General features: G+C 65.0%; 10 protein-coding genes. 6 read left to right on the top strand and 4 right to left on the bottom strand.

Features of this window, described 5'->3' with window-relative positions:
* Positions 1-11 precede the first annotated feature (11 nt).
* The 3 genes from AC25Y4_RS12250 to AC25Y4_RS12240 are packed head-to-tail and all read right to left on the bottom strand — an operon-like array spanning position 12 to position 3239.
* Positions 12-962 (bottom strand): carbohydrate ABC transporter permease, encoded by a 951-nt coding sequence (locus AC25Y4_RS12250; protein WP_488120695.1) that lies wholly within the window; start codon positions 960-962, stop codon positions 12-14.
* Between the two features lies 1 nt (position 963).
* Entirely contained in the window at positions 964-1938 is a 975-nt protein-coding gene (locus AC25Y4_RS12245) for a carbohydrate ABC transporter permease (protein WP_488120694.1), read from the bottom strand.
* A 53-nt stretch (positions 1939-1991) separates the two neighbouring features.
* Entirely contained in the window at positions 1992-3239 is a 1248-nt protein-coding gene (locus tag AC25Y4_RS12240; protein WP_488120693.1) for an extracellular solute-binding protein, read from the bottom strand.
* Between the two features lie 297 nt (positions 3240-3536).
* Between AC25Y4_RS12240 and AC25Y4_RS12235 the strand changes: the two genes are divergently transcribed.
* The 6 genes from AC25Y4_RS12235 to nagA are packed head-to-tail and all read left to right on the top strand — an operon-like array spanning position 3537 to position 9150.
* Positions 3537-4430: an SIS domain-containing protein gene (locus tag AC25Y4_RS12235; RefSeq protein WP_488120902.1), complete on the top strand. Its 894-nt coding sequence runs from the start codon at positions 3537-3539 to the stop codon at positions 4428-4430.
* Between the two features lie 5 nt (positions 4431-4435).
* A complete protein-coding gene (locus tag AC25Y4_RS12230) occupies positions 4436-5401 on the top strand; it encodes an ROK family protein (RefSeq protein ID WP_488120692.1) in 966 nt (321 codons plus the stop codon).
* Positions 5398-6351: a 1-phosphofructokinase family hexose kinase gene (locus tag AC25Y4_RS12225; RefSeq protein ID WP_488120691.1), complete on the top strand. Its 954-nt coding sequence runs from the start codon at positions 5398-5400 to the stop codon at positions 6349-6351. The genes AC25Y4_RS12230 and AC25Y4_RS12225 overlap by 4 nt, the downstream gene beginning before the upstream one ends.
* The gene (locus tag AC25Y4_RS12220; protein ID WP_488120690.1) at positions 6348-7205 is read left to right on the top strand and encodes a class II fructose-bisphosphate aldolase; all 858 of its coding nucleotides are present in this window, start codon (positions 6348-6350) and stop codon (positions 7203-7205) included. Before AC25Y4_RS12225 ends, AC25Y4_RS12220 begins: the two co-directional genes overlap by 4 nt.
* Positions 7206-7207: 2 nt before the next feature.
* Complete coding sequence (locus tag AC25Y4_RS12215) at positions 7208-7993, top strand: DeoR/GlpR family DNA-binding transcription regulator (RefSeq protein WP_488120689.1); 786 nt, start codon at positions 7208-7210, stop codon at positions 7991-7993.
* Positions 7990-9150: an N-acetylglucosamine-6-phosphate deacetylase gene (gene nagA, locus AC25Y4_RS12210; RefSeq protein WP_488120688.1), complete on the top strand. Its 1161-nt coding sequence runs from the start codon at positions 7990-7992 to the stop codon at positions 9148-9150. Before AC25Y4_RS12215 ends, nagA begins: the two co-directional genes overlap by 4 nt.
* A gap of 219 nt (positions 9151-9369) precedes the next feature.
* On the opposite strand, the gene AC25Y4_RS12205 is transcribed toward nagA, so the two are convergent.
* A complete protein-coding gene (locus AC25Y4_RS12205; protein WP_488120687.1) occupies positions 9370-10644 on the bottom strand; it encodes an MFS transporter in 1275 nt (424 codons plus the stop codon).
* Positions 10645-10774 lie beyond the last annotated feature (130 nt).

Below are 10774 nucleotides of genomic sequence, written 5' to 3'. Positions count from 1 at the left end.
TGGCGCTCGTCCTACTTGACGCTGCCCGCCGTCAGGCCGCCGACGAGGCGCTTCTCGATGAGCATGAACAGCACGACAACGGGGATGATCGCCACGATCGACACACCGAACACGTAGTGCCAGCTGGTCTCGTACTGCCCGACGAACTTCGTCAGGGCGACCGACAGCGGCTGGTTTCCCGCGGTCGAGAGGATGACGAGGCTCGCCGCGAACTCGTTCCAGCAGGCGACGAACGTGAAGACGATCGCCGTGACGATACCCGGCCAGACGAGCGGCAGGTTGATCTTGAACAGCACGGTCAGTCGGCCTGCGCCGTCGATCTGGGCGGCCTCGTCGACCTCCTTCGGCACTCCGGCGAAGAAGCTGTGCATGATCCAGACCGCGAACGACAGGTTGAAGGCGGCGTTCACCAGGATCATCGCGAGCCAGGTGTCAGAGATCCCGAAGAAGCTGAGCTGCCGGAACAGCCCTGAGGTCAGCACAGCCGGCTGCAGCATCTGCGTGACGATGACCAGGAAGAGGAACACCATCCGGCCGGGGAAGATGACCCTGGCCGTGTAGTAGGCCGCTGGCAGGGCGACCAGCAGCACCAGGATCGTGGCGAAGACGGCAATCACGATCGTGGAGATCAGGTTCTGCACCAGCGGTGTCTCTGGGGTCGACCACATGTTGACGTAGTTTTCCCATCGCCATTCCGTCGGGAAGTACGTCGGCTCCACCGACCGGATCTCGCTCTTGGTCTTCACAGACCCAAAGAACATGATCAGGTACGGGATGACGAAGATGACCAGCACGACAAGGCCGGCCGCCATCCGCCAGATGACATTGCCGAGCGGAACCTGATCTGCGGTGTATCGCTTGCGCCGACGGGTCTGGCGCGTGCCGGCGGTACCACCCCCCAGAGCGGATGTCGGTGGCTGGTCACGAGGGGCAGCAGCAGGCGGCGAGGTGAGCGCGGTCATCTCAGACCTCCTTCATGGGCTTGACGAGCTTGACGTAGATCGCGACGATCACGATGACGATGAGGAACGCGACAACACTCAGCGCGCTGGCCACGTCGATCTTGTGCTCGTTCTGGATGTACTTGAAGATCATGGTCATCACTGTGTCTGCGTCGTACCCCGGTATCGACCCGGTCATGGTCTTCAGGATCGGCAGCGAATTGAAGACGTTGATGATGTTGATGAGGATGGCGACAGAGAGTGCACCGCGCAGCTGCGGCAGCACAATGCCGAAGTAGGTGCGCGCCGGACCTGCGCCGTCCATTTTCGCGGCCTCGAGCACGTCGCCTGGCACAGACTGCAGGCCAGCGAGGATCGTATAGGTCGTGAACGGCAGCGAGACGAAGACGGCAATGCCGATCGACCAGCTGAACGCACTGACGGCGTTCTTCGTCCACCCGTACGGCGCATCGATCAGGTTGATGTCAACGAGGAACTTGTTGATGATGCCGATGTAGCCCTCTAGCCCGTAGTAGATCACGAGCGTCGTCATGACAACACTCGCCGCCCACGGGATGATGACGGCCAGGCGAACGAGCTGGCGGCCGGGGAACGCCTTGTTCAGCAGCTGGGCGAGGCCGAGCGACAGGATGACGGTAATGCTGACAACGGCGACGACCCAGATGAGCGTGCGGAGCATGATGCCGGCGAGCGGCTCGAAGTCGAGCAGCGTCTGGTAGTTCTCGAACCCGACGAAGCCCTTGTCAACACCGCTCAGGCTGATGTCCCTGGTCGAGTTGTAGAACATCACCACGGCGGGGAACAGGACAATGCCGAAGATCAGGATGAGCGCAGGCGCAATCCAGGGCAGCGCTCCCACCAGATCCGTCAGTCGGGTGCCGGCCCTGGCCGTGGCACGAGTGCCGACGGCCCCTCGGCGGGGACGACCATTGGTCGCCCCCGCCTGGGTCGGTGTCTGCTGGATTGTTTCAGTCATGTCCGTCAATCACCGATTCGTTGTGTTCGTCAATCAGGGTGTGATGCGGCTGGTTAGCCGGCGTCTGACTTCGCCTGGATCTCGGTCAGGACTGCCTGTGCATCCTTACCCTGTGCCAACTGGCCGACGAGGCTCTTGAATGCAGCATCCGTTGCAGACCAGTTGGGGTTGGTGCTCGGGTAGAACTGCGCGCTCGGCAGAGTGGCGAGGAACGGTGCGAGGTCTTCGTCGCTGTTCATCACTTCTGCGCCGGACTTCGTGGTCGGCAGGAACTTCTCCGTGGTGACCCAGTTGACGTACTGGTCTGGCGTGTAGAAGAAGTCGAGGAACTTGGTGATTGCGTCCTGCTTCTTCTCGTCGTTCTTGAATGCCATCAGGTGGTCGGCAACGCCGAGGGTGAACGCTGAACCATCAGCGGTCGGAATCGGGTTGATCGAGTAGTTGAGCTCTGGGTTGGCCTCTGCGATCTGGCCGACTGTCGGCGGGAGGCCGATGATCATGCCGATCTTGCCCTGGACGAAGACGTCCATCAGCGGGCTGCGGTCGGTGGCTCCTGCGTCTGGCTGGGTTGCACCCGCGTCGACCATGGTCTGGATGAACTGGGCGCCTTTGAGGTTCTCAGGGGTGTCGATCGTGATTTCCTTGGCGTCTCCGAAGCCGCCGCCTGCACCGTAGAACCAGATGGCGCTTTCAGCTTGGGCTTCTTCTGAGCCGAGGGGCATGCCGTAGCCGGCGACGCCGCCACCGATCGCGGAGATCTTCGTTGCAGCGTCAAGCAGTTCGTCCCAGTCGGTCGGCACTGCCGCGACGCCGGCCTGTGCGAGCAGGTCTTCGTTGACGAACAGGGCACGAGCGGATGCGATGAGCGGAGCGCCGTACTGCACACCGTCGACCGATGCGCTCTCCACGAAGGATTCCTGGAAGTCGGACAGGGTGTCGGCTGAGACGACGTCCTTGATCGGGTATAGCAGTTCATCCGCTGCAAAACCGGCGAACGGGCCACCGTTCATGATGTCTGGGGCCTTGCCTGCGGCCACCTTGGTGGTGATGACATCGTTGAGGTTGTCCCAGGACTGAACCTCGAGGTTGACCGTGATGTCGCTGTTCTCCGCCTCGAAGGCGTCGATCACACCTTCCCACAGGCCCTGGGTGTTATCTGAATAGCTGGGAACGAGCAGATCGATCGACGTTGCCGAATCGGATCCGCCTGAGTCGCCGCCGCCGAATCCGCAGGACGCGAGCGACATGGTGGCCAGCGCTGCCGTGGCAACGATGCCTCCAATGCGGAGAGACTTCTTCATGTGGTGCTTCCTCACTCTTGGATGGACTCCGCCCGCGACTTCACCTCACGCGACGGCGCGTGCAGCCTCTTTCACCGCGCCCAACCAACGGATGGTGTGATGAATGATGACTGTTTTAATCGCTAAACAATCACGACTGTTCAGCTATCGCCACAGCATGTCGGGAAACTTTTTCGTGGTCAAGAGGGGTGCAGCAATTTGTTATCCGTCCTTAATAAAAGGGAAAAGAATGAAATACTGATCGCTAGACACGAGTTACGATCATAAGTAATCATCGACGTGCAGTAATTGAGGAGAATAACCATGACGACCACCGCCACGCACATGGCCACCGAACTGGCCTCTCAGCCCGAGACCTGGGCGCGCGCCGCAGCCCTCACCGCCGACCAGGCACTCCTGCCGGCATCCGGACGCAAGGTCGCCATCGTCGGGTGCGGCACCTCCTGGTTCATGGCGCAGGCATACGCGGCTCTCCGCGAAACCGGAGGACACGGCGTGACAGACGCCTTCGCCGCATCTGAGGCATTCGTCAATCGCGACTACGACGACATCATCGCCCTGACCCGTTCAGGCACAACGAGCGAGGTTCTCGAACTCGTTTCGGCCCACCGCGGCTCCACCAACATCATCGGCATCGTCGGCGATGTCACCTCGCCGTTCGTCAACGAGGTCGACTCGCTCATTGCCCTCCCGTTCGCCGACGAGCAGTCCGTCGTGCAGACCCGCTTCGCCACGACGGCACTCGCGTTCCTCCGCGCCTCCCTCGGCGAAGACCTCACCAAGGCCATAGCGGATGCCGAGATCGCCGTCGCCGACAACCTCGACGACGACCTCATCAACGCTGAGCAGTACACCTTCCTCGGCCGCGGCTGGAGCGTCGGCCTTGCGCACGAGGCAGCCCTCAAGATGCGCGAGGCATCACAGTCGTGGACAGAGTCGTACCCGGCGATGGAATACCGCCACGGACCGATCAGCATCGCGGCCCCCGGTCGCGTCACCTGGATGTTCGGCGCTGCACCGGCCGGCATCGAGTCCGATGTCAACGCAACGGGCGCCCGCTTCGTCTCGAGCGATCTCGACCCGCTGGCCGAACTCGTCCGGGCCCAGAAGCTCGCCCTGCTGCGCGCAGAGGCCAAGGGACTGAACCCCGACCTGCCACGCAACCTCACGCGGTCTGTCATCCTCAACTAGTGACTATGAGCGCGAGCAACGATCAGACCCCTTCCCTCGGCACCGGCGGCGCCGTCGTCGCCTTCGACGTCGGAGGCACTGACACCAAGGCCGCGCTCTTCGACGCATCCGGAACCATGTTGGGCCTCAGCCGCACTCCGACACCTCACAGAGGAGCGGAGACGGCTGGCGCCGTGCTCGACCGCCTCGCCCAGCTCACAGAGGGATTCGCCCGTGACTTCCCATCGGTGACCCCGGTTGCCGGTGGTTTCCTGGTACCTGGCCTCGTCGACGATGAGAAGGGCATCGGCATCCACGCTGCCAACCTCAACTGGAGCAACGTCCCGTTCAGGAGCCTGGCAGAGGAACGTCTCGGCATGCCGGTGACCTTCTCCCACGACGTGCGGGGCGCTGGAAAGGCTGAGTACCTGCTCGGCGCTGCCGAACCGTTCACGGATGTCATGGTCCTCGTCATCGGTACCGGCATCGCCAGCGCGCTGTTCCTTGGCGGACGCGCTCACCTGGCCGACGGATATGCCGGCGAGATCGGCCACTCGATTGTCAATCCGGCCGGCCCGCTCTGCCCATGCGGCGCACGCGGCTGCCTCGAAGCCATCGCGTCAGCTGGCGCCATCGCCCGACGCTACGCGGAGCGAAGCGGCGAGACACCCGCCGGCGCGAAGGATGTGCTCGGCAGGGCAGCGGCGGGCGATCCCATCGCCCAGAGCGTGTGGGATGAGGCGCTCGACGCCCTCGCCCTCAGCATTGCGCAGGTTACGGCGGTTATCGCGCCCCAGGCCGTGGTCATCGGTGGCGGGCTGGCACAGGCCGGGGATACGCTCTTTGTGCCGCTGCGCGCTCGCGTCGACGCGATGCTCAGCTTCCACCGTCGTCCTGAACTCATCCCCGCCAAAATCGGCGAGAACGCCGGTCTGATCGGCGCCGCACTTCTCGCCAGGGAACTCGCCGATCGCTCTGGAGCCACATCATGATCGTCACCGTCACACCCAACCCCGCCCTCGACCTCACCTATGTCGTCCCAGGCATCGAACTCGGCGAGACCCATCGAGTCGGCGCCGCGGCCGTGCGGGCCGGCGGCAAGAGCCTGAACGTCGCCCGTGTCCTGCACCAGCAGGGCATCGACACCCTGGCCATCAGCGTGGCCGGCGGACTCACCGGAGACGAGTTCTCTGGCGAGCTGTCTGCCAGCGGGCTGCCTAACCGCATCATTCCGGTTCGGGCAGCGACCAGGCGAACCATTGCGCTCGTTGACGACACCAACGCCCAGACGAGCATCTTCAATGAACACGGCGAGAATCACTCCCCCGCTGAATGGCAGCGCCTCACCAACGCGACGCTGGCCGCCCTCGAGCAGGCCGCCTGCCTGGTGGGCTCTGGGAGCCTGCCACTCGACGCCCACCCCGGCTTCTACCCTGAGCTCGTCGCCGCGGCGATGGCGCTGGGTATTCCATCCGTCATCGACACGTCAGGCCCCGCGCTCCTCGCGGCGGCCGAGGCCGGTGCCACGGTCCTGAAGCCCAACCGGCACGAACTCGCCGAGGCAACGGGCGACGATGACCCCGTGCGTGGCGCACGGGCGCTGCTCTCCCGCGGCGCATCGCTCGTGTTGGTCTCGCTCGGCGAGGATGGCATGCTCGCGCTCTCGCAGGCCGACCAGAAGCATCCGTTGCGGGCCACGCTCAATCGCGTGCTGCGTGGGAACCCCACCGGCGCCGGCGACGCGGCCGTTGCTGCGATCGCCGCCTGCCTGGCCGACGGCGCTGTGAGCGACGGCGGTGTGGCAGACCCCGAGCGCATTCTCCGCCTCGCGACCGCCTGGTCTGCCGCCGCTGTGCTCATGCCGCTCGCGGGCGAGATCTCTCCCCTGCACCGTGAACTTGCCGACGACATCACCATCACCACAGACAGGATCAGTGCATGACCCTCATCCAGACGCGCGAACTGATGGACGCCGCGGCAGAGCGCGGAACTGGAATCGGCGCATTCAACGTGATCCACCTGGAAACGGCAGAGGCACTCGTTGCCGCGGCCGAGCGCGCCGGCCTGCCCGTGATCCTGCAGATCTCGCAGAACTGCGCCAGCTTCCACGGCGGCCTTGCACCGATCGCGCTGGCCAGCCTGGATGTCGCGCGCGCGGCATCCGTTCCCGTCGCCCTGCACCTCGATCATGCCGAAGACGAGCAGCTTGCCATGCAGGCCGTCGACCTCGGCTTCGGCTCCGTCATGTACGACGGCGCCCATCTCGCCTATGACGAGAACGTCGCAGCGACCCAGCGCGTGACGACGTACGCCCATGCCGCGAACGTCTACGTTGAAGCGGAGCTCGGCAAGGTTGGCGGCAAAGACGGCGCACACGCGCCCGGCGTGCGCACCGACCCCGACGAGGCTGTGGCCTTCGTTGCCGCGACGGGCGTTGACGCCCTGGCTGTCGCCGTCGGCTCATCGCACGCGATGACCAGCCGATCGGCGTCCCTCGACACCGACCTGATCGCCATCCTGCACGCCGCACTTACCGTTCCGCTCGTGCTGCACGGCTCCTCCGGGGCCTCCGACGGGCAGATCGTGGCCGCGATCAATGCCGGCATGACCAAGATCAACGTCTCTACCCATCTCAACGGCTTCTTCACGGCGGCCATCCGCGAGTACCTGGCGGAGAACCCCAGCGTCGTCGACTCCCGGAAATACCTGGCGGCGGGGCGTACGGCGATCACCGGAGAGGCTGCCAGACTTCTAGAGTTGTTCGCACTGCGACCGGGGACAGGAACCAGGAGTTAGTCATGAATCGCGCCGAGCGTTTGAACGCCGTGCTCGACCTCCTCGCCGAAACCGGCCAGGTCGAGGTCGACGACATCATCACCAAACTTGGTGTCTCTGCAGCCACCGCTCGACGCGATCTCGACACTCTGGCCAGCCAGCAGCTGCTCACCCGCACGCGCGGCGGTGCCATCGGCCAGTCGGTGGCCTACGACCTGCCGATCCGGTACAAGAAGGAGCAGCACGCCCCTGAGAAGCTCCGCATCGCACGGGCTGCCAGTGCACTCGTGCCGCGCGGCGCCGTCATCGGGCTCTGCGGTGGCACCACAAGCACCGCCATCGCAACGGTGCTCGGAGCCAGGGCCGACATCATGGAGGCGTCACCGCACTCCAACCTCACCGTCGTCACCAACGCCATCAACATCGCAGCCCAGCTCGCCATGCGCCCGCAGATCAAGACGGTCGTCACCGGCGGAGTCGTGCATTCCCGGTCGTATGAACTCGTCGGCCCGTACAGCGACATCGTGCTCGAGCAGATCACCATGGACATCGCATTCATCGGTGTGAACGGCATCGACCCCGTCGTCGGCCCCACCGTGCACGACGAGCGTGAGGCCGCCGTCAATTCCCTCATGGCCAGGCGCGCATCCCGCGCCGTCATCGTGGCCGATTCAAGCAAGATAGGTCGAAACGCGTTCGCCACCATGGGTTCCTCCAAGATTTTCAACACCCTCATCACCGATGCCGGCATCACCGCCGAGCAGCTCGCCGCCTTCGCCGAGAACGGCGTTGAGGTGATCGTCGCGTGAACGCCTCCGTCATCATTCATTCGGCCACCGTCGTTTCAGGCGGGTCCATCACAGCGGATGCGTGGGTCGCCTTCGACGGCGACGTCGTGTCTGCCGTCGGTACCGGCGACGGCTGGCGTGCGCACGTCGGTGGCGGGGACGATGTGCGTGTCGCAGACGCCGGCGGACGCTGGCTCACCCCCGGATTCATCGACATTCACTGCCATGGTGCCGGCGGCAGCGCCTTCGACGACGGTGCTGACGCCATCCGCACCGCGCTTGCTGTGCACCACGCGCACGGCACAACGCGCATCGTGCTCTCCCTTGTCACCGCAACCGTCGATGACCTGGAGACGCGACTCGACGCGATTGCCACAGAAGCTGAGCAGAACCCGCTGATCCTCGGTGCGCACCTCGAGGGCCCGTTCCTCGACGATGCGTTCCGCGGCGCTCACAACCCCGCTCTTCTGCGTGCTCCTGGCGCCGATTCCATTGCCCGGTTGATTCGGGCGGGGCGCGGTCACATCCGCCAGGTCACGCTGGCTCCTGAACTCCCCGGCGCACCGGAGGCCATCGCCACTTTGACGGATGCCGGCATCGCCGTCGCCGTCGGCCACAGTTCAACGGACTACGAGACGGCCATCTCTGCCTTCGCCTCAGGCGCGTCGATCCTGACGCATGCCTTCAACGGCATGCGAGGCATCCATCACCGCGCCCCGGGCCCGGTATCCGCAGCGACGCACAGCGACAACGTCACGCTGGAGATCATCAACGATGGCGTGCACGTGCACCCTGAGGTCGTTCGGCTGGCGTTCGCAGGAGCTCCAGGCCGCATCGCGCTGATCACTGACGCCATGGCGGCCACCGGCTCGACCGATGGAGCATACATGCTCGGCACCCTGGCCGTGACGGTCACCGACGGCGTCGCCCGTCTGACAGAGGGCGGCTCCATCGCCGGTTCAACGCTCACGCTCGACGACGCGCTGCGCCGCGCGGTGAACGAGGTCGGCGTCAGCATCACGGACGCCATCACCGCGCTCACCGAAACACCGGCTCGCACGGTGGGACGCGCGCATGACCTCGGCCGCCTCGCGGTCGGCTACGCCGCGGACGCCGTGCTGCTGAACGCCGCACTTGAGGTCGACGAGGTATACGCCGCCGGCATCCGCTTGCGCTAGGTCTCGAGACGGCCCTAGCGGGCCTCCTCGACCACCGAGCCCTGGCGCGCGGCCGGCAGCACATCTCCCCCGTTGATCGAGGTCGCGAAAACCGGAAACATCGTCGCAGAGAGCGCGATCTGTCCTGTATTCGGTTACATGTGCGCGATTCATCCTGTATTCGCTACACGGATGGGCCGCGCAGCGGCACTAGCGCTCAGTATCCGGTGAGCCGGCCCCCTAAAGAGCCAGAAGGCGACGCCGACGCATGACGAGGTCGCTGACGACCACGAGCGCGAGTGATGCGACGACGATGCCCACGTAAACGAACGGGAGCGCCGACAGTCCAACCACGTTGAGCAGGCCTGCACCGAGCAACGCGCCGCCACCGATTCCGGCATTGAATGCCGAGGTGTAGAACGCGCTGGCCGCGTCCCTGATGCGGGGCGATGCCGTGTGCAGCAGGCGCGTCTGCAGCATGGCTGGAATACCGCCGAATGCGACTCCCCAGAGCACGAACGCGCCGATGGCCACGGGCAGGTTGGCGGCGAACACAGCGAGGACCGTCACGCTCGCGGCGCAGACCGCGAGGAAGATCACGAGCCCCGCCTGCGGGCGCGGGCCGAAGACCGTGCCGGAGAGCAGGAGTCCGACCGCTCCGGCGATGCCATACGCGAAGAGGAGCGGGGCAACCGCTGAGCTGTCAACGCCCATGCCGTCGATGAGGAACGGCGCGATGTACGTGTAGAACGTGTAGTGGCCGATCATGGTGAGCCCGGTGATCGAACAGAGCAACACGACGGCCATCATGCTCGGGTCGCGCCAGATGCCGCGGTCAGTGGGGACGTCGGCCGCTGATTGGGCACTATCCGGGACGGCAGCTGCTTCTGCGCGCTCCCGCTTTTGTTTCGCACCGAAGTGCTCGACGGGTGGGAGGCACTTCCAGACGATGACGGCACCGACGAGCATGAGCACGGCGAGCAAGCCGAACGACTGGCGCCAGCCGAGCAGCTGCCCGGCAGCCGTGGCCAGCGGCACTCCGAAGATGAAGGCGAGGGTTCCACCGGCGACGGTGATCGACACCGCGCGCCCGATCTGCTCTTTCGGAACCAGGTGGCCGGCGTATGCGCCGACGACGGCCCAGAACAGCCCGTGCGCGAGACCGCCGATGACCCGGGAGGCAATGACGAGTTCGTAGCTCGGTGCGATGGCCGTCAGCACATTGCTGATGGCAAAGACGATGAGCACCGTCACGATGAGTCCGTGCCGCGGCAGGGTGCGCGTCAGGTGGGTCATGGGCGCTGTGGTGAGCACAACGGTGAAGGCGAACCAGGTGACCAGCAGGCCGACCTGGGATTCGCTGACGCCCAGGCTCTGGCTCATGTCCGGCAAAAGGCCGGTGGGCAGCATCTCGGATGTGACGGAGAGGAAGACAGCAGCTGCCAGGGTGATGAGTCCGAGCCACGGGAACGGCTTAGCAGTGGCAGGCGCGGACAGGGGAAGTGTTTTCGACATAGTGATGAGTGCTCGCGAACGGCGGATCTTGCACGCCCGTCACAGACAGGCCCAAAATCGACTGCGCGCCAACGTGCGCGCCCGGGGCCAACGAGTTGCGCCAACCACTGGGTAGCCTACCCGACGCTCC

This window comes from Leifsonia sp. Y878, assembly GCF_057669685.1.
This window is presented reverse-complemented; position numbering and strand designations above follow the sequence as displayed.